Annotated in this window: 17 protein-coding genes and 1 tRNA gene; 11 read left to right on the top strand and 7 right to left on the bottom strand. The window is 66.1% G+C overall.

What is annotated here, in order from left to right; all coding sequences use genetic code 11:
- Positions 1–28 precede the first annotated feature (28 nt).
- The 3 genes from ABD115_RS03365 (at position 29) to ABD115_RS03355 (ending at position 2,143) form a co-directional block, all read left to right on the top strand.
- A tRNA-Lys gene (locus ABD115_RS03365) sits at positions 29–100 on the top strand.
- A 224-nt stretch (positions 101–324) separates the two neighbouring features.
- Positions 325–1,326, top strand: coding sequence for a type IV toxin-antitoxin system AbiEi family antitoxin (locus tag ABD115_RS03360; RefSeq protein ID WP_343958199.1), 1,002 nt, complete (start codon positions 325–327; stop codon positions 1,324–1,326).
- Positions 1,286–2,143, top strand: a complete 858-nt coding sequence (locus tag ABD115_RS03355; protein ID WP_343958197.1) for a hypothetical protein — start codon at positions 1,286–1,288, stop codon at positions 2,141–2,143. Before ABD115_RS03360 ends, ABD115_RS03355 begins: the two co-directional genes overlap by 41 nt.
- Before the next feature lie 104 nt (positions 2,144–2,247).
- Here ABD115_RS03355 and ABD115_RS03350 read toward each other — a convergent pair whose 3' ends face one another.
- Entirely contained in the window at positions 2,248–2,511 is a 264-nt protein-coding gene (locus ABD115_RS03350) for a GlsB/YeaQ/YmgE family stress response membrane protein (protein WP_343958195.1), read from the bottom strand.
- A 218-nt stretch (positions 2,512–2,729) separates the two neighbouring features.
- Here ABD115_RS03350 and ABD115_RS03345 point away from each other — a divergent pair, with 218 nt between their 5' ends.
- Entirely contained in the window at positions 2,730–3,278 is a 549-nt protein-coding gene (locus ABD115_RS03345; RefSeq protein ID WP_343958193.1) for an HdeD family acid-resistance protein, read from the top strand.
- A gap of 13 nt (positions 3,279–3,291) precedes the next feature.
- Positions 3,292–3,921 (top strand): hypothetical protein, encoded by a 630-nt coding sequence (locus ABD115_RS03340; RefSeq protein ID WP_343958191.1) that lies wholly within the window; start codon positions 3,292–3,294, stop codon positions 3,919–3,921.
- Between the two features lie 336 nt (positions 3,922–4,257).
- Here the strand turns inward: ABD115_RS03340 and ABD115_RS03335 are convergent, their stop codons facing one another.
- From ABD115_RS03335 to pstS, 5 genes are all read right to left on the bottom strand, one after another.
- Positions 4,258–4,512, bottom strand: a complete 255-nt coding sequence (locus ABD115_RS03335; protein WP_343958189.1) for a PspC domain-containing protein — start codon at positions 4,510–4,512, stop codon at positions 4,258–4,260.
- Between the two features lie 828 nt (positions 4,513–5,340).
- Positions 5,341–6,120: a phosphate ABC transporter ATP-binding protein PstB gene (gene pstB, locus ABD115_RS03330; RefSeq protein ID WP_343958187.1), complete on the bottom strand. Its 780-nt coding sequence runs from the start codon at positions 6,118–6,120 to the stop codon at positions 5,341–5,343.
- A gap of 30 nt (positions 6,121–6,150) precedes the next feature.
- Positions 6,151–7,035, bottom strand: coding sequence for a phosphate ABC transporter permease PstA (gene pstA, locus ABD115_RS03325; RefSeq protein WP_343958185.1), 885 nt, complete (start codon positions 7,033–7,035; stop codon positions 6,151–6,153).
- A 2-nt stretch (positions 7,036–7,037) separates the two neighbouring features.
- Positions 7,038–7,973: a phosphate ABC transporter permease subunit PstC gene (gene pstC, locus ABD115_RS03320; protein WP_343958183.1), complete on the bottom strand. Its 936-nt coding sequence runs from the start codon at positions 7,971–7,973 to the stop codon at positions 7,038–7,040.
- Between the two features lie 109 nt (positions 7,974–8,082).
- On the bottom strand, positions 8,083–9,186 hold the full coding sequence (pstS, locus tag ABD115_RS03315) for a phosphate ABC transporter substrate-binding protein PstS (protein ID WP_382389370.1): 1,104 nt from the start codon (positions 9,184–9,186) through the stop codon (positions 8,083–8,085).
- 167 nt (positions 9,187–9,353) lie between these two features.
- On the opposite strand from pstS, the gene ABD115_RS03310 reads away from it, so the two are divergent.
- Together ABD115_RS03310 and ABD115_RS03305 are read left to right on the top strand one after the other, a co-directional pair.
- Entirely contained in the window at positions 9,354–10,130 is a 777-nt protein-coding gene (locus tag ABD115_RS03310) for an HAD family hydrolase (protein WP_343958179.1), read from the top strand.
- Between the two features lie 100 nt (positions 10,131–10,230).
- Positions 10,231–12,672, top strand: coding sequence for a glycoside hydrolase family 65 protein (locus ABD115_RS03305; RefSeq protein ID WP_343958177.1), 2,442 nt, complete (start codon positions 10,231–10,233; stop codon positions 12,670–12,672).
- A gap of 194 nt (positions 12,673–12,866) precedes the next feature.
- On the opposite strand, the gene ABD115_RS03300 is transcribed toward ABD115_RS03305, so the two are convergent.
- Positions 12,867–13,886 carry a LacI family DNA-binding transcriptional regulator gene (locus tag ABD115_RS03300; RefSeq protein WP_343958175.1) on the bottom strand — a complete coding sequence of 340 codons (1,020 nt, stop codon included), beginning with the start codon at positions 13,884–13,886 and terminating at the stop codon, positions 12,867–12,869.
- Positions 13,887–14,101: 215 nt separating this feature from the next.
- On the opposite strand from ABD115_RS03300, the gene ABD115_RS03295 reads away from it, so the two are divergent.
- From ABD115_RS03295 to ABD115_RS03280, 4 genes are read left to right on the top strand one after another with little or no spacing between them, the layout of a single operon-like run.
- Entirely contained in the window at positions 14,102–15,412 is a 1,311-nt protein-coding gene (locus ABD115_RS03295; RefSeq protein ID WP_343958173.1) for an ABC transporter substrate-binding protein, read from the top strand.
- A gap of 16 nt (positions 15,413–15,428) precedes the next feature.
- On the top strand, positions 15,429–16,784 hold the full coding sequence (locus tag ABD115_RS03290) for a carbohydrate ABC transporter permease (RefSeq protein ID WP_343958171.1): 1,356 nt from the start codon (positions 15,429–15,431) through the stop codon (positions 16,782–16,784).
- Positions 16,781–17,701, top strand: coding sequence for a carbohydrate ABC transporter permease (locus tag ABD115_RS03285; RefSeq protein ID WP_343958169.1), 921 nt, complete (start codon positions 16,781–16,783; stop codon positions 17,699–17,701). Before ABD115_RS03290 ends, ABD115_RS03285 begins: the two co-directional genes overlap by 4 nt.
- A gap of 51 nt (positions 17,702–17,752) precedes the next feature.
- Entirely contained in the window at positions 17,753–19,027 is a 1,275-nt protein-coding gene (locus ABD115_RS03280; RefSeq protein WP_343958167.1) for a CapA family protein, read from the top strand.
- The last annotated feature ends 26 nt before the right edge of the window (positions 19,028–19,053 follow it).

Raw genomic sequence — 19,053 nt, 5'->3', positions numbered from 1 at the left:
GAACAAATCCGATAAGCTATTCGAGTTGGCCCCTATAGCTCAGCGGTAGAGCTACGGACTTTTAATCCGCAGGTCGTAGGTTCGATCCCTACTGGGGGCACAGTTGTGTGATCTGGTTTTGCTCTTGAGCGGCTGGCTGAGTCGGCGGGCTGGGGAACGGTGCGTGAGGTGCCTCGCGCACTTGGTTCGGGTTGTTACTAGCTCTAGCGGCCCCCACTGGGGTTGGCCAGTGTGCGTCTCGGGAACGCAGATGAGGCAAACTGTTCACTCTAAGCGCTTTTTCAACTATGCTGAACGTGCCCTTAGGGTGAACGGAGGTGTTGTATGGACCCGCTACTTGCGGAGGCTCTCTCCGCGCGTCTGCGCGACTACGGCCTCGACGTCGGAAGCGACCCCGATCTGAGTCGCATTGAGCCTTATGCCACCGTTCCATTCGCCCTGAAGTATCGCGGGCAAGAAGAGCGCTTCCAGGTGACCTATGCACCTCAGATGACTCTGTCTTCGCTCGAGCAACCTATTCACACCAAGCGCGGGGAAGGTAAGCAGCTCATTGTTGGGCCCCGGATTACCGATCGCAGCGCGGAAATATTGCGGAGCAATGGGGCCAACTATATCGATGGGGGCGGCAACGCTTACATTTCGTTTGGCGACGTGCTGATCGACGTACGCGGGCGCAAGCCTCTCACACGGTTGGAGCGGAACGCCCTTGTGCATTCTCGCGGTGGTGTGAACCTCATGAGCCCGAAGCGTGCGCAAGTGATCTTTGCAATCCTGTCTTGGGAGCATCTTCTTGATGGGCCCGTGCGCGCCTTGGCAGTTGTCTCGCAGGTTTCCGTCGGACAAGCGCAGCAGACACTAGATCTATTGACCGAGCATGGGTTCCTCGAACGAAACCGTACGATTCACCAGTTCAGTCGAGACCGGCTCCTCGAACAGTGGGTGCAGGCCTACCCCTCGGGGCTCGGCGCGACACAGCTTCGCATGCAACTCGTCGGTGAGACCTCGTTGCCCCTCGAGTCCGACAGCCCGCTAGTTCTCAGCGGAGAATCCGCCATCGGTGATGCGCTTCGTCCGGAAACGTTAACAATCTATTCTGCGCAATTGCCCAACGATCTGATTCGTGCAAGACGATGGCGGCGAGCCGAGGGTCAGCCCAATATCTTCTTAAAAATGAAGTTTTGGGAAGACCCTAACCAGCAGGGTAGTGGCGGAGACGCTGCCCCACCGCTCCTTGTCTACGCGGACCTTCTCGCCGCGCAGGATGGGCGTCAGCGAGAGGCAGCCGGTGAGTTTCGACGACAGCGTGATCAACTACGCGCAGGCTGACTCCAGACTTTTCGATGAACTCACCAGTGTCGTCGACGCACTTGTAAGAGAAACAGGTATCGATCCCGGTCAGATTCTCGTAGTCGGCGCAGGCTGTCGCGACATCATGCATTCGGCGCTTGGCCACCCATTCACGCTCAGGGGCACCAGTGACACCGATTTGGGTATTGCGGTCGCGGATTGGACGATGACGAAAAGTATCGAGCGCAGCTTCCCCCGTACGGGTCACACCGGAATTCGCTACATCATCGAAGGCATGCCGGTCGATATCATGCCGTTTGGTGAGATCGAAGACCCGGCTGGCATCTCGACCCCAGAACCGCGGGGTTCGGAGATTGTGGTCTTTGGCTTCAATGATGTGTACCAGAATGCCGGCCGGTTGCTTCTTCCTACCGGAACTCAGATCCGCATCCCGAGTGTTCCTGGATATGCGGCCCTGAAGCTTCGTTCCTGGATCGACCGGTCCCCGTCGGGCGAGGACAAAGATGCGAAAGATCTCGCGATAGTTACGTTCTGGTACCGGGAGTCCCAGTCAATCCTCAATCGTCTCTACGGCACCGCCCAAGGGATTGAGGTGCTCGAGTCCGTAGGTTTAGACGTTCCACTTGCCGCGGCCCAGCTTCTTGGAGCTGATGCCGCTTCGCAACTCTCGCCTGCTGGGCGTGCGGATCTCATAGCTCGATGGGTGGAGACTCCTCAAGAGCTGCTCGCTCGCCATTTCACGCTCCCTCCTGGCGCTTCTGGAGACTTTGGCCCGGAGCGGCGGCAGGAGATTGTGGCGCATCTTTCGTTGGGTATAGCGAACTCCGGCAGCTGACGGCAAACTCCATGATGGGCTCGTACAGCTAGAATTCCTGGGTAATTTCAAAGCGAGCCCGGCCGAGGAAACTCCTCGGCCGGGCTCGCTTGCTTGGCTCGTGCCTACTCCTTGCGGCGCCCCGTGATGAGGCCCCAGGCAAGCAATACGACGAGCGCGCCTCCGATGGCAAGCGCCCAGGTCTGTATCGACCAGAACTCTTCAAGCGGTGCGTTGAACAGCAGCGAGCCGAGCCAACCGCCGACGACTGCGCCGACGACGCCGAGTATCAGCGTCGCGAACCAACCGCCGCCGCTCTTGCCCGGCATGATTGCCTTCGCGATAGCCCCAGCGATGAGCCCGAGCACGATGAAAGCTAAGAATCCCATGAGTTTCCCCTTTCGCTTGGGTCATCAATTATTCTCTGTTTGCCATGTGAGTCAAGGAAACTTTGAGTTTTCACAGTTGCCTGCCGTCGCCGAATTCAGCCGAAAGCGCACCTCCGTGAATCGTCAGCTCCGAGCGCCTACAGTTGAAGACATGCGGGCGTGCGAGGCGCCCAGTGTCGGTCGCCGACCGACAGGCCGCGACGTGAAGGAGGCGCTGCGTGAGCTGGGAACTCATTCCCGACGGGGGCACTCCCGGGGGGCCGCGGCGCCGCTTTCCATGGGGTGTGCCGCTTGCCGTTGGCATCGTCACCGTGGTCATCGGGCTGAGCCTGTTGATCTGGCCCTTCTTCGCGGCAAGCCGCATTCTTGCGCTCCTCATCGGCGTCGCATTCATCGGCAACGGCATCGCCGCGATTGTTGGCTCTCGGGCACGTGGGCTCGCCACGCCAGCGGCGATCCTTTTCATCGTGCTTGGCGTGATCGCAATCGCCTTCCCCGAGCTGACCGTGAGCGTGCTCGTTGGCTTTGTCGCGGCGACAATGCTGTTTGTGGGCGTGGTCTGGCTCGCGATCGCGATTCGCATGCGCGCCGCAATGCACTGGGCGTTCGTCGCGCTGCCCGCCGTGCTCGTAGCGCTCGGCCTCGTCGCGTTCGTGTGGCCGTCGCTCGCGCTGGTGATCGCTGCGTTCGTCGCCGGGCTCGTGACGACGCTCGTGGGCGGTTCGCTCATTTGGGCAGCGGTCGCGCTCCGGCGGCGAAGCGCGTAACCTTGCTCACCGTATGACACGAGAACACCAGCGCCCCGTACTGCAACCCTCAGCGGCCTTCGACGGCATCATCGGATCCGACGACCCCGAAGCCGCGCACCGACTTGCCCAAGAAACCTCCTGGGCCCTTCTGCACCGTGTGCGCGACGGCGCCGACCCTGAAATAGTGCAGCGCGTCGTTGATGTCGCGGCAGGCGACGGTATCAACGACATCGCCGAGCTGTGGGCGCGCGAGAGTGCGCACTCGCTCGCGGGTGTGCTCTGGCGCCTCTACCTGCTGCGCAGAATCACACTTGCTGACCCGGTAGGCACGGCAGACCTGTTCGCGCGCGGGTCGCGGCGGATCGGCACCATCGACCCGATTGTCGTCGGTGCTGTCGAGCCCGCCACGCCCGAGACGATTGCGGAGCTGTGCGACCGAATCTTGCGCGGCGCGTTTGTCGGTGACCTCGGGGTGACCCTCGATCGTGCCGCTGCTTACTCCCGAGTAATGGCCGCGGGGGCGGCCGAACTCGCTGACGATCGCGACCCCCACGACGAGGCACACGGAAGTCAGCTCACCACCAGGGCCCTGCGCTATGCCATGATTGCGAGGGAACTTGATGGGGCCGCCAGGCGATGGCGAGACGGAACGCTCGGCTAACGCACTGCGGGCTCAGTAACTGCGGGTACACTTATTGGTGCCGGGCCGCATAACCCCGGGCTCCAAAAATTGCCGCTTCGAGCGGCCTTCCGCCGAGAGGCGTTTTGCGGTCCGGTACTTTTGTGCCCGAACGCGGGGCCTGAGATTTGGGGCGCTGCGCGCGCCGTCGGCGCTGCGCAAGATAGGCAATCGGCGCTGCGACGGTTCTCGGTGGCTGGATGCGGTCGTAGGAAGGCGGATCGCCTAGCGTGTGCACGCCCGGGCGCCTGACTCGGGCGCCTGCCTCGGGTGCCTGCCTCGGGCGCCTGCCTCGGGTGCCTGCCCGCGAGCCGAGGGCTAGCTTCGCGAGCCGAGGAGCCGCTCGATAACGATCGAACCATCGGTCGCGCGTGGGAGCAGTAGCCAGGCGATCGCGTAGGTGCCGAAGCCGATCACCGGCAGGAGAAACGCGATGACCGTCACGAGGCGCACGGTAGTTGGGTTCCAGCCGAACTTCGCGGCAATGCCGCCGCACACGCCGCCGAGCACGCGGTTCGGGCCGCGGTGGATCGGGGATCGACGGAGGGTGTCGAAGAAACTGCGATTAGCCAATGCACTCTTCCTCTCTGAGCGGTGAGTGGGGTGTACCCAGGCTACGGAAATAACGACGGCTCGTCGCGCTGAACCCGGCGATCTCAGGGGAACCTCGGGGCTGTCTCGGGGGCGTCTCGGGGCTGTCTCGGGGCATCTCGGGGGCGTCTTGTGGGGTTTCCAGGCGGCGAGGCAGGGTGCAGCCATAGCGTTGCCAGCACCCTGCCAGCACCCTGCCAGCGTGGGGCCAGGGTGTGGGCGGGTGGTGGCGGGAAGCCTGCGCTGGATCGGTGATCGGCGCAGCCAGGGATAGAATCGGCTGCTAGCGTGCGGTCGACTGCAGATCGCCTATTGAGCGCTGCGGCGAGGGGCGCGCGGAGGCGGCGAGGGGCGCGCGGAGGCGGCGAGGGGCGCGCGGAGGCGGCGAGGGGTGCGCGGAGGCGGCGAGGGGCGCGCGGCGGCGGCGAGGGGCGCGGCGGTGGCGCGCCCGCGCGCGGTGAGATGCGGGGTCGCTGCGCTGGTGGAGCGAGGGATATCGCGGCACACGATTGGTGCGGTGAGCCCGTGGGCGGGGCGGCTTGGGGGGCGGTGAGGTCGAGCAGCCGGGGAGCTGCGCTCGCTCTGGGATCTGCGAAGGAACGTGCTGAAGCGGCTTGGTGCATGCTCGGGACGGCTGATCCCATATCTTTGGCTGGTGGCTGGTGGCTGGTGGCTGGTGGCTGGTGGCTGGTGGCTGGTGGCTGGTGGCTGGTGGCTGGTGGCCGGGCCGGGCGGGCCTGGCCCGCGGCACGCGCAAAGAACCCCCGCGGCACGAATGCCGCAGGGGTTCAGTTTGCGCAGGGTTGAGGCTTAGCCGAAGCGGCCCGAGACGTAATCCTCGGTCGCCTGTACGGTGGGCGCGCCGAAGATCGTGGCAGTGTCGTTGTACTCGATGAGCTTGCCCGGCTTGCCGGTGCCCGCGATGTTAAAGAAGGCGGTCTTATCGGAAACGCGCGAGGCCTGCTGCATGTTGTGGGTCACGATGACGATCGTATAGTCCTGCTTGAGCTCGGCGATGAGATCCTCGATCGCGAGGGTCGAGATCGGGTCGAGCGCCGAGCAGGGCTCGTCCATGAGTAGCACCTCGGGGGAGACGGCGATCGCGCGGGCGATGCACAGGCGTTGCTGCTGGCCGCCGGAGAGGCCGGCGCCCGGCTTCTCCAGGCGATCCTTCACCTCGTTCCACAGGTTCGCGCCGCGCAGGCTCTTTTCGACGAGATCGTCGGCATCGGTCTTCGAGATCCGCTTGTTGTTGAGCTTCACACCAGCGAGCACGTTGTCGCGAATCGACATCGTGGGGAAGGGGTTCGGCCGCTGGAAGACCATGCCCACCTCGCGGCGCACAAGCACGGGATCAACGCCGGGCGCGTAGAGATCCTCGTCGTTCAGCAACACCTTGCCCTCGACGCGAGCGCCGGGAATGGTCTCGTGCATGCGGTTGAGCGTGCGGAGGAAGGTCGACTTGCCGCAACCCGACGGGCCAATGAACGCGGTGACCGAGCGGGGCTCGATCGCGAGCGAGACGTCTTCGACTGCAAGGAACTTCGAGTAGTAGACGTTGAGGTCTTCAACTTCGATGCGCTTCGACATGTGCTGCTTTCTTGTGGGTGTGGTCGGTGATTATCGCGAGACGGCGGAGAACCGGCGGGCGATGAGGCGGGCAACAAGGTTGAGCGCCATCACGATGAGAATGAGGAGGAGCGCGGCGGCCCAGGCGCGTTCGATGAACGCGGAGGCCGGGTTGCCCTGGTTAGCGAACTGCGTGTACACGTACACGGGGAGCGACTGCATGCGGTCGCTGAACAGGTTGTAGTTCATGCTCGCGGTGAAGCCGGCGGTGATGAGCAGCGGCGCGGTCTCGCCGATGACGCGGGCGATCGCGAGCATGACACCGGTGGTAATTCCGGCCATCGAGGTGGGGAGCACCACCTTCAGGATCGTGCGCCACTTCGGCACGCCGAGCGCGTAGGAGGCCTCGCGCAGCTCGCCGGGCACGAGCCGGAGCATCTCCTCGCTCGAGCGGACGACGACGGGGATCATGAGCACCGCAAGCGCCACCGCGCCGATGATGCCCATGCGCACGCCGGGCCCGAAGATGAGCACGAACGCGGCGTAGGCGAACAGGCCCGCGACGATCGAGGGGATGCCGGTCATGACGTCGACGAGGAAGGTGATGATCTTCGCGAGCCGGCCGCGGCCGTACTCGACGAGGTAGATCGAAGTCATCAGCCCGAGCGGCACCGCGATGATCGTCGCAGCGAGCGTGATGAGGAGCGTGCCGATCATCGCGTGGAGCGCGCCGCCGCCCTCGCCCGTGACGTTGCGCATCGACGAGGAGAAGAACTCCGGGTCGAACCGCGCGATGCCGTTGGAGACGACGGTGATGGCGAGCGAGACGAGCGGAATCAGGGCGACGAGGAAGGCTGCCGTGACGAGCGCGGTGACGAACCGGTCGGTGAGCTTGCGGCGCCTGGTGGTCGCGGTCGATGCTGCAGAGAGAGACATGCTTACGCTCCGGTCCGTGCGGTCTGGCGGCTCACGATCCACCGCGCGAGCGCGTTCACGAGGAAGGTGACGATGAAGAGGATGAGGCCGGTCGCGATGAGCACGTTCACGTTCTCGCCGTAGGCCTCGGGGAACGTGAGGGCGATGTTCGCCGCGATCGTTGACGGGTTATCGGCCGTGAGGAGCTTGAACGAGACGATGCCGCTCGCGGAGAGCACCATCGCGACGGCCATGGTCTCGCCGAGCGCGCGGCCGAGGCCGAGCATCGCGCCCGAGATGATGCCGGGCTTCGCGAACGGCAGCACGGAGAGGCGGATCATTTCCCACCTCGTCGCGCCGAGCGCGAGCGCGGCCTCCTCGTTGAGCTTCGGGGCCTGGAGGAAGACCTCGCGAGAGATCGCGGTCATGACGGGGAGGATCATCACGGCGAGCACGATGGCCGCGGTGAGAATCGTGCGACCAGTGCCGCTCGCGGTGCCGCCGAAGAGCGGGATCCACCCGGCGTGCTCGTTGAGCCAGACGTAGAGCGGGCGAACCGCGGGGGCGAGCACGAGGATGCCCCAGAGGCCGTAGACGACGCTCGGAACTGCCGAGAGCAGGTCGATGAGGTAGCCGAGGAACTGGGAGAGCTTGCGGGGGGCGTAGTGCGAGATGAACAGCGCGATGCCGATTGAGAGGGGGAGCGCGATGATGAGCGCGAGCACCGCCGCCCAGACGGTGCCGAACACGAGGGGACCGACGTAGTCCCAGAAGTTTGTGGTGAGCACCGATGCGGTCTCGCCAGTGGCGACAAACGCGGGGATGCTCTGCACGATGAGGAAGATCGCGACGGCGGCGAGGATGACAAGAATCATGCTGCCTGATGCGATTGCCGTGCGCGAGAACACTCGGTCGCCGCGGCTGAGAACCTGACGCGGCGCGGTCGTGGATGCAGTCACTGGGGAGTGCCTTCCGGTGGGAGTGGGTGAAGCGGCTGTGATGACGCGCTGGGCGCGATCGGGTGGACCCGGCTCGTGTGAGCGGTTGCCGGGTCCACCCGAGAGTGGCCTAGCTGATCGCTGCGACCGCGGCGCTAGCCTTCTCGCGGAGCGAGTCGGAGATCGGGGCGGATCCCGCTGCCTTCGCAGCGGCCTCCTGGCCGTCGGCGCTGACGATGTACTCGAAGTACGCCTTCACGAGCTCAGCGTTTGCCGGGTCTTCGTACTTCTCGCAGCCGACGAGGTAGCTCACGAGCACGAGCGGGTAGACGCCGTCTTCGGTGCTGGTGCGGTCGAGCTCGATCGCGAGGTCGTTCGCGCCGCGGCCCTCTTCGAGCGGCGAAGCATCAACGATCGCGGCTGCAGCCTCGGGGGTGAACGGCACGTACTTCTCGCCGACCTTCACCGAGACGGTGCCGAGGCCATCGGCCTTCGACGCATCGGCGTAGCCGATGGTGCCGACGCCGCCCTTGACTGCCTCAACGAGGCCCGAGGTGCCCTGAGCTGCCTCGCCGCCGGTGATCTCGGCGGGCCACTCCTCGACCGAACCCGCGGTCCACGCCTCAGGGGCTGCGGCTGCGAGGTACTCGGTGAAGTTGCCGGTGGTGCCCGACTTGTCAGAGCGGTGCACGGGCACGATCGCCTGGTCGGGGAGCGTAGCGTCAGCGTTTGCCTCGGCGATCGCCGGGTCGTTCCACTTCGTGATCTCGCCGGTGAAGATCTTCGCGATGGTCGCCGCGTCGAGGTTCAGGTTGTCGACGCCGTCGACGTTGAAGACGAGGGCGATCGGGGAGATGTATGCGGGGATCTCGACGATGTCACTCGTCGTGCAGGCATCGAACGGGCCAGCGGTGATCTCGTCTGCCTTGAACGCGCGGTCAGAACCGGCGAACGCGACAGCGCCCTGCTGGAACGACTCGCGGCCAGCTCCGGAGCCCGACGGATCGTAGTTGATCGTGACGTCAGCGTTGGCGGTCTGGAAGCCAGCGATCCAGCCCTGCTGCTGAGCCGCGTCCTGCGACGAAGCGCCAGCGCCAGCAAGCGTGCCGGAGAGCGACGAGGGAGTGGTCTCCCCGCCGGTTTCGGGTGCGGCCTCGTTGGTAGCGCAGCCGGTGAGGATAAGCAGGGCGGCGCCGCCGACAGCGGCTGCCTTCATCGTGGATGAGAACTTCACGAGTGTCGTGTCCATTCTGATGTGGTGTGATCCTGAATGCCGGGCGAGTGCCTGACGCTGTCCACGCTAAGGAGCGGGTGTGACCGGGAGTCGACCGAAAGGTAAACATGAGGTGAACTCGCGGTGATGCTCGGGAGACGCCCAAGCGGAGGCGAAGCTGACGTAGGATGGCGAGCATTCGCATCGACGTGAAGGAGCGCGACGTGATCGCTGCAATTGCGGGATATGACGGGTACCTGTTCGACCTCGATGGGGTGCTGACACCGACAGCCGAGGTGCACATGCGCGCGTGGCAGCAGGTGTTTGACGAGGTGTTCGCCGAGCACAACATCGCACCGCCCTACACGGCCGACGACTATTTCACCTACGTTGACGGAAAGCAACGCTACGACGGAGTGGCGAGCCTGCTGGCCTCGCGCGGTGTGGTGCTCGACTGGGGTACGCCGACAGACGGCCCCGAGCAGCGCACCGTGTGCGGGGTCGGAAACCGCAAGAACGCCGTGTTTTCTGCCCTGCTGTCGAGCGAGGGAGTCGCTCCCTACCTGGGTGCCGTCGCCCTGCTTGATGCCCTTGCCGGGGCACCACTGGCGGTGGTGTCTAGCTCAAAGAACGCGGCAGAGGTGCTGCGCGCAGCCGGGCTGCGCGATCGGTTTGCCGCCGTCGTCGACGGTGCAAGGGCCGAGCACGAGGGACTGCGATCAAAACCCGAGGCCGACATGTTTCTGCGAGGTGCGGAGCTCCTCGGGGTCGAGCCAGGGCGCTGCGTCGCCTTCGAAGACGCGCTCAGTGGGGTGGCCTCGGCTGCCAGCGCTGGCTGCGGCCTCGTAGTCGGAGTCGACCGGGCGGGCGCGGCGCATCCGGGCGCCGCTGAGGCGCTGCTTCGTGCTGGAGCGCATATGATCGTTGGCGACCTCGGGGAGCTCGTCGCGGGCGGCGAGCAGTAGCAGGCGGTCGCCGGGCGATGGCTGGGTGACGGCTGCGTGACGGCTGCGAGACGGGGCGACCGGCCCCGGGTACACGAAACTTAAGGAAAAAGGACTGTAGATGCTCTCAGGTGGCACCACCCCGGCCGATGAGTGGGTGATTTCGGAGCGCGAGTACAGCGCCGAAACCGCGGGGCGCAACGAGACGGTGTTCGCACTGGGAAACGGCTACCTCGGGCTGCGCGGCAACCACACGGAAGAGGCAGAGAGCTACGAGCTCGGCACGTTTGTCAACGGCTTCCACGAGAGCTGGCCGATTCGGCACGCCGAAAGCGCGTACGGCTTCGCCAGGGTTGGCCAGACCATCGTCAACGTGCCCGACGCGAAACCCATGGAACTCGAGGTTGCGGGGGAGCGCTTCGCGCTTTCGGCCTCGCGGTTCACCGACTATGGGCGCGAACTCGACCTGCGCGGCGGGGTGCTGCGCCGCTCGGTTGTCTGGCACACCCGCGCTGGCGCGCGCCTGCGCATCGAGCTTACGCGCGTCGTATCGTTCGCCGAGCGGCACGTCGCGGCGCAACGCCTGTCGGTGACGCACCTCGGCGGCGGTTCGGCAGAGCCCGGCGCCGGGCCGCTCGCCCTCACGGTGATCTCGGGGCTGACGAACAGGGACGCCGCGCCAGCGGTCGTGCAGTCTGGGCCGAACGACCCGCGTCGGGCCGAGCGCGCGGAGGGGCGCACCCTCATACCCGCGGCGGCAGAGTTCAGCGATGACATGCTGGGGCTCGCGTATCGCACGGCCGGCTCCGAGCTCGCGGTCGCGGTTGCCGCGAGCCACGACGCCCCGGGAGCGGTGCTCCAGGCAGCCTCTGGCTCCGATGACGAATCGACGGAGACGATTCTCTTCGAGTTGCGCGAGGGGGAGCGCGCCGACGTGACGAAATACATCGCCTATTTCGACGGCGATGTCACCGAGGTCTCGGAGCTCGTCGTGCGCGCAGAGGCCGCCGTGGCGAGCGCAGCGCGGCGGGGGTTCCCGGCGCTGCTCGCCGCGCAGCGAGAGTGGCTTGACGATTTTTGGCGGCGCAGCGACGTGACTATTGCCGGCCAACCCGAGGCGCAGCGCTCGGTGCGCTGGTGCATCTTTCAGCTCGCGCAGGCGGCCGCCAGGGCCGACGGCCGCGGGATCGCCGCGAAGGGCGTGACAGGGTCGGGGTACTCGGGGCACTACTTCTGGGATTCCGAGGTGTACGCGCTGCCGTTTCTGGCCTACGCTGATCCGCTCGCCGCTCGCAACGCGCTGCAAATGCGCGTCGACATGCTGCCAGCCGCCCGGCACCGCGCCTGGGAGATGAACGAGGCCGGGGCCCTGTTTCCGTGGCGCACGATCACCGGCGAAGAGGCCTCGGCTTACTACCCCGCAGGCACCGCGCAGTACCACATCAACGCCGACGTGTGCTTCGCGGTCGCGAAGTACGTTCGGGCCACCGGGGACACCGGGTTTCTCGCTGCCGGTGGCATCGACATCGCCGTTGAGACCGCGCGAATGTGGCTGAGCCTCGGGTTCTGGCGCGGCGATACGTTTCACATTCACGGCGTGACCGGGCCAGACGAGTACACGGCCGTCGTGAACGATAATTTCTACACGAACGCGATGGCCCGCTTCAATCTGCGCTTCGCGGCCCGCGCCCTGTCAGAGCTGGCAGAGCTCGACCCCGACGCCTATGCGCTTGCGATCGAGCGGCTGCGTGTGGCGGAGAACGAGCCGCTGTCGTGGCAGCGGGCTGCTGCTGGAATGCACATCGGGGTCGATGAAGCCCTCGGCATTCACCCGCAAGACGCCGCCTTCCTCGACCGCGAGGTCTGGGACTTCGACGGGACCCCGCGCGAGCGGTACCCGCTGCTGCTGCACTTTCACCCGCTGGTGATCTACCGGCACCAGGTACTGAAGCAGGCTGACGCGGTGCTCGCGCTGTTCTTGCTCAGCGACGAGTTTACGCCCGAGCAGAAGCGCGCTGACTTCGAGTATTACGACCCGCTCACGACGGGGGATTCGACGCTGTCGGGAGTCGTGCAGGCGATTATTGCAGCCGAGGTCGGCTACTCAGATCTTGCCGTTGAGCACTTCACGAACGCGTGGTCGGTGGATCTGCGCGACCTGCACGGCAACGCCGCAGACGGTGTGCACGTCGCGTCAGCCGGCGGAGTCTGGTCGGCGCTGGTCTATGGGTTCGGCGGGCTGCGCGATGCAGGCGGCGCGCTGTCGTTCGACCCTCGGCTGCCGGCCGAGTGGCCCGAGCTCGCATTCTCACTGATGGTCGAGGGGCGGTGCCTGCGCGTCACCGTGCGCCAGGAGTCGCTTTCGCTCGCGCTCGACGCTGCGGCGAGCGACGCGGGTGCCGCGCCATCTCGTGGCGGATCCGCGGCTCCCGGCGAGGGCGCGGGCGTGAGCGTGCAGGTGCGCGGCGAGGCAGTGTCGCTGACACCGGGCGAGGCTGTGACGATCGCGCTCGCGGGGCAGGGCCCGCGGCTCACAGGGCGGCCTCGACGGCGCTCACGCTAGCGAGGGCCGCCCGGGCCGCCAACCCTGCACTTGCCTCCGAGAGCGGGTAGGTATCTGCGTGAAAAGGTAGGGGGCCTCGGAGGGAAGTGCCGGGCTCAGCCGGCGCCGGTGGGTCGCGGCGCCGGTGGGCCGGGGCGCCGGCGGGTCGGGGCGCCGGTGGGTCGGGGCGCCGGTGGGTCGGGGCGCCGGTGAGGTCAGGGGGCCGAGGTCGAGGCGCGCAGAGCGAGCGCCGTCGGCTCGATGATTCGCTCGGGTGGCAGCGTGGGGTCGCCGAGCCGCTCGAGCAGCAGCTGTGCCGCTGCGATGCCCTGCTCGTGTGGGCGCTGCCGCACGGTGGTGAGCCCGAACATCTCGGCGTGCTCGTGGTCGTCAATGCCGACGATGCTGAGTTCGTTGGGCACCGAGATGCCGAGCCGCTGGGCTGCGGTGACCACGCCGATGGCGACCTCGTCGCACACGGCAACGATGCCGGTTGGCCGGGTGCGCTGGTCGCCGAGCAGCCCGGTTGCCACCTGGTATCCGCCGGGCACCGACACCTCGGATTGCGCGTGGCGCGATAGCTCATCGAGGCCCGCGTGCGCCATTGCCTCGCGGTAGCCAGCGAGCCGCTTCGCATCGCCGAAGCTCGACTTGCGGCCGTCGGGGTCGCCGCCGACGAAGGCGATATCGCGGTGGCCGAGCTGAATGAGGTGCTCGGTGGCGACCCTGGCCGCTGCGTGGTCGTCGATCGAGACCAGGCTCGTGCCGAGATCGTAGCCGCCGATGCTCACGAGCGGCAGCCTGAGCTGCGTGAGCTGCTCGACCTCGGCCATGTCGGGGTCGAGGCCCGCGACGATGATGCCGTCGAAGCGGCGCCGCCCGAGAAAGTACCTGAACACGTCGGCGCGCGAAGCTGTGCCGCGCCGCACGTGGTAGAGCACGAGGTCGTAGTGTGCCTGCTGCAGCGCCTCTTGAATGCCCTCGAGCACCTCGCCGAAAAACCACCGCCCGACCGAGGGGCTGACGACCCCGATCGCGTGGCTGCGGCCGGTGACGAGGCTCGCCGCGTTGATGTCGACTGAGTATCCGAGCTCCGCGGCGGCGTACTCGACCCTGGCCCTGGTCGCCGGCGCGACGGCGCCCCTGCCGGTGAGCGCACGGCTGGCGGTCGCCGGCGAGACGCCGGCTGCACGGGCGACGTCGCCGATCGTCGGTGACTTTGGAAACGTTTCCATGTCACCATCATGCCTCACGCCGCGCCGAGTCGGGCACATCTCACCCGAGATTCGGCGTTTCGCCGCTCCTCGGAGCAGAGAGACACAATCGAAATGTTCGGCACTTGATGAACTCGGCCGCTCGGGTTAGCGTAGGGATGAAAACGCTTCCGCTTTTCCGTGTTGCCACCCTGTATCGGCACACAGGGTGGGCGTCAGACACAAAGGAGTGCTCAGTGAACACGCAAACTCAACAACGGCTCCTCCGGGCCATCGGCGTCGCCGGTGTGGTTGGCCTCGCGCTCGCGGGCTGTGCTGGCGGGCCGGCGGGAGACGGCGGCGGGTCAGGAGACGGCGAGTTCGCCGGGACTACCCTCACCGTCGCGGCAGCCTGGTCGGGCGCAGAGCAGAAGAACTTCGAGGCGGTGCTCGACAAGTTCGAGGCTAACACCGGCGCGAAGGTCGACTACACGAGCTTCGGCGACAACGGCCCGACCTACATCAAGAGCCAACTCGAGGGCGGCGCGCCGCCCAACGTCGCTGTGCTCGGCCAGCCTGCTCTCATGCAACAGCTCGCGGCAGACGGCGATATTAAACCGGTGAACGACGCGGTGAAATCTGCGGTCGACGCCAACTACTCCGAGTCGTGGATTGACCTCGGCTCGGTCGACGGCGAGCTCTTTGGTGTCTGGTTCAAGGCTGCGAACAAGTCGACTGTCTGGTACAACGCCGACATCTACGACGAGGCAGGGGCCGAGGCTCCCGAAGACTGGGATGGCTTGCTCACCCAGCTCGGCCTCGTGAACGACGCCGGCTACGCTGGCGTGTCGGTCGGGGCCGATGTCGGTTGGCCGCTCACCGACTGGTTCGAGAACGTCTACCTGCGCACCGCGGGCGCCGAGAAGTACGACCAGCTCACCAACCACGAGATTCCGTGGACCGACCCGTCAGTGAAGGAGGCGCTCGACACGCTCGCAACCCTGTGGGGCAGCGACCTCGTGCAAGATGGCGGCGCCCAGCGCGACTTCCCGACGAGCGTCACCGAGGTGTTCGGGGCCAACCCGCAGGCGGGCACCGTCTACGAGGGAGACTTTGTCGCCGGCAACATCACCGAAGACGGCAACTCGACCGTGGGTGAGAACGCGCTCTTCTTCGACTTCCCGGCCATCAACGGATCGGCCCCGGCGGTTGTTGGCGGTGGCGACGTCGCCGTGCAGTTCACCGACGACGAGGCGACCAACGCGCTCATGGAGTATCTGGCCTCGCCAGAATCGGCGGCCGAGTGGGTGCCGAACGGCGGCCTGACCTCGCCAAACAAGGGCGTCGACACGAGCCTGTACCCCGACGACACATCGCGGCAGATTGCCGAGGCGCTGACTGCGGCTGAGACCTTCCGTTTCGACATGTCTGACCTCACCCCGAGCGCGTTTGGCGGAACCCAGGGCCAGGGGTTCTGGCAAGAGATGATCACGTTCTACGAAAAGCCGAGTGACGTGCAGGGCGCGATGGAGCGGCTCGAGGCCGCCGCGGTCGAGGCATACAAGTAGGCGTCGGCGGTTCACAGTGACTGACACGGTCACCGCGGCGCCCCGCGGCGGGGGGACACGGGCCCCCCGCCGCACGGGGGCGCTGCGCCGCGGCGCGCTGACTGCCTCGTTTCTGGCCCCGGCGATGGTGGTGCTCGGCGCGCTCGTCGTTTACCCCATCATCTACACGGTGATTCGTTCGTTCTTCAGCCCGGACGGCGAGGAGTTCGTCGGCTGGCAAAACTACGTGACGATGTTCACCAACGAGACTACGTTCACCGCCATTCGCAATAACCTCATCTGGGTGCTTGTCGCGCCGCTCGCGTGCACGGTGCTCGGCCTGATTTTTGCGGTGCTGCTCGAGAAGCTCAGGTGGCAGACGGCATTCAAACTCATCATCTTCATGCCGATGGCGATATCGATGCTTGCCGCCGGCGTCATCTTTCGCGGAATGTTCCAAGAGAGCCCGAACCTCGGCGTCGTCAACGCGACGATCGTCGGTGTGAACAGCGTGTTCTCAGACTCGGCGTCTTACCCCGGCGCAAAACCTCGCCCTGACCAGGGCGTCGCGCTCAACGACGGCATCATCGCTACCGAGAGCGCGGTGCGGCCGGGCAGCACGGTCGTGTTCCCGTTGACCGGCGTGAAGGCAGCGGCGGTGCCCGAGGGTGCCGAACAGGCGGCCGAGGCGCGCTCAGCCGCGGCGACGGAGGTGGCGGGGACGGTGTTTCTCGACGTCGTGCGCGGCGGTGGCGGGGTGAACGGCGAGATCGAGGCTGGCAAGACGGGTCTGCCTGGTGTGCGCGTCGATGCGGTCGCCCCAGACGGCTCGATTCACGGCTACGCGACAACGGGGGCCGACGGCACGTTCTCGATCGCTGGCCTCGACGGCGCGACCGAGTACCGGGTCGCGTTGCCGGCTGCGAACTTCGACGCCGGTTTCCAGGGGGTGTCGTGGCTGAGCGCGTCGTTCATCAATATCGTCGTGATTCTCTCCTACATCTGGATCTGGGCGGGCTTCGCCATGGTGATGATCGCTTCGGGGCTGTCTGCGATCGACCGGTCGCTGCAGGAGGCCGCGCGAGTGGATGGCGCGAGCGAGTGGAAGGTGTTCTCGAAGATTACGGTGCCGTTGCTCGCGCCCGTGCTCATCGTGGTGTTCATCACCCTGCTCATCAACGTGCTCAAGATCTTCGACCTGGTGTACGTCATACCGCCGGGCACCTCGAAACCCGCCGCGAATGTCATCGCGGTTGAGATGTGGACGGTGTCGTTCGGCGGCGGCAATAACCAGGGGCTCGGCTCGGCGCTCGCGATCTTGCTGTTGCTGCTCGTCGTGCCCTCGATGATTGTGAACGCTCGACGCATGCGCAGAGAACGGAGCGGCAGATGACCGCGCTAGACGACCCGGTAGCGACGCGCCCGTCGTGGGTGCAGCCGAAGGCCGTGACGCCGAAACCAAAGTCGCTCGGTGCCCGCCTGCTGCGCGGGCTGAGCTCAGGCTTCGTGAACGCGCTCCTGCTGTGCGTCGCGCTGTTCTGGCTCGTGCCCACAATCGGGTTGTTCTTCACATCGCTGCGCTCGGTCGGCGACAACGCGTCGAGCGGCTGGTGGACGGCGCTGACGGCGCCGACCCAGCTCACGCTCGAGAACTACACGAATCTGCTGCAGAACCCCACGATCACCGGGTCGTTCTGGAACACCGTGATGATCGCTGTGCCCTCGACGGCGCTCGTGGTGCTCATCGGGGCGCTCGCAGCCTACGCCTTCGCCTGGCTGAAGTTTCCCGGGCGCGATTGGTTGATGATCGCGGTGATCGTGCTGCTCGCGGTGCCACTGCAGGTGGCGCTCATTCCGCTCGCGCGACTGTTCGGGGCGATGGGCCTGTTCGGCAGCATCGTCGCGGTGATTCTGTTTCACACCGCGTTCGGGCTGCCGTTCGCCATTTTTCTGCTGCGCAACTTCTTCCTCGAGATTCCCGAGGAGATGTTCGAGGCCGCCCGCATCGACGGCGCGAGCGAGTGGCGCATCTTCACGCGAATGGTGTTGCCGCTCGGGCTGCCAGCGATTGCGTCGCTCGCGATCTTCCAGTTCTTGTGGACGTGGAACGACATGCTGGTCGCGCTGCTCTTCACCAATTCCGATTCGATGCCGCTCACGGTCGCGATTCAGACGCAGCTGCGGCAGTTCGGCTCGAATATCGATGTGCTCTCGGCCGGGGCGTTTCTCTCGATGCTCGTGCCGCTTATCGTGTTCTTCGCCTTCCAACGGTTCTTTGTGCAGGCGCTGCTCGCGGGCGCGCAGAAATAATGAGGGGCGGATCGGAGGCGAGCCCCACTCGGCTGCGCCTAGACTCAAGCTATGCGAATCCTAGGTAACGGCACCGCGTCGACGCGGGCCATCCGGCGCTCGGTCTGGCGCAGCGGCGCGACGCTCGCCGTGCTCGCCCTCGTCGCCGGGGCGGCGGGCTGCGCTCCGGAGCCCACTGCGGAGCCGACCAAGACCACGGCACCCGAGCCGGTCGAGACTCCCGAGCCCGAGCCCGCCCCAGAGCCGCGGCCCGGTGTTGGGCCTGCGTGCCCGACCGATCACTGCGTGAGCGTCGCGTTCGCCGGAGACTTTCTGTTTCACCCGGGGCTCTGGCGGCCCTTCGCAATTCCGACGAACGATGCCGGCCAGAACTTCGACTTCGTGCCGCTGCTCGAGGGCGCGAAGCCATACCTCGACAAGAGCGACCTCGCGATCTACCAGCAAGAGACCCCGCTCGCGGCTCCAGGCGGCCCGTACGCCGGGTTCCCGCTGTTCAGCACCCCGCCCGAGGTCGCCGCCGCGGCCAAGGCGATCGGCTTCGACGTCGCGACGACGGCATCGAATCACAGCGTCGACATGGGCACCGAGGGGCTCGTGCGCACGCTCGACGTGCTCGACGCGGCGGGTCTCGAGCACACAGGCACCTACCGCGCCGAGGGTGAGCGCGACGTGCCACTCATCGTCGAGGCGAACGGCGCAAAGATCGCCATCATCACCTCGACCTACGGGTTGAACGGCAACTTTAGCGAGTTCGATTGGCAGGTCGACTTCAGCGGCACCGACTTCGACCTCGACATCCAGCGCTCGATCGAGAAGGCGAAGGCGGCCCGCGCGCTCGGAGCCGATATTGTCATCGGGCTGCAGCACAACGGTGCCGAGTACTGGTCGGAGCCAACGAGCGAGCAGACCGCTGACGCGCACGCGCTCATGGACTCGGGCGAGTTCGACTTCATGTACTCAAACCACACGCACTCGATTCAGCCGTTCGAGCTGTACGAGGGCAAGTGGATCCACTACGGCACAGGCAACTTCATCAGCGAGAGCGCGCCGCCAGCAAACCGGGTGAACAACGAGTTTCTGCTCTCGCGAATCCAGTTCGCGAAGCAGCCTGACGGCTCGTGGAGCACGACCGATCTCGCGTGGGCGGCGGCAACGAACCTGCAAAATCAGGGCTACAAGTGGTGCTCGGTTGCGAGCGATGCGCCGCAGGGCGTGTGCCAGTGGGCGGAGTTCGACGCCGACGTGCGCGAGCGCACCAGGGCGACGGTCGAGTCGATGGGCGCGGCCGAGCACGGCCTGCGCGAGTGGCGCATCACCGAGGAGTAGCGGGGCCTGCTCCAGCGCTCACCAGC

The sequence above is a fragment of the Leucobacter albus genome (assembly GCF_039528015.1).
GTDB lineage: Bacteria > Actinomycetota > Actinomycetes > Actinomycetales > Microbacteriaceae > Leucobacter > Leucobacter albus.
Note: the sequence above shows the minus strand (reverse complement) of the source record. Positions and strands in the feature narration are given on the sequence as shown.